1 pseudogene is annotated in these 209 nt (G+C 36.8%); it reads right to left on the reverse strand.

Going from position 1 to position 209, the window contains the following annotated elements:
- Window positions 1-21: 21 nt before the first annotated feature.
- Window positions 22-209, reverse strand: a pseudogene (locus V6255_RS19030) (1-aminocyclopropane-1-carboxylate deaminase/D-cysteine desulfhydrase); the annotation flags it as partial.

Consider the following 209-nt stretch of genomic DNA (forward strand, 5'->3'; position numbering starts at 1 on the left):
TTCTTTTAATCGATAGGTTTTTCAATCTATAAATTGTAATTCCATACCCCATTTTTGGACCTGAGATAAAGTAGGGCTCGATGCATAATGTACCTCGCCTCTAATAATACCTGTTGCTAGAAACTTAAAATGATTACATGCTGCCGCTAAAGCGCGAATGTGATTTGAAAATGCCCCCCCAAAGCTAACTAGGTGGTTTTTATTATTAG

The organism is Psychromonas arctica (assembly GCF_038155225.1).
GTDB lineage: Bacteria > Pseudomonadota > Gammaproteobacteria > Enterobacterales > Psychromonadaceae > Psychromonas > Psychromonas arctica_B.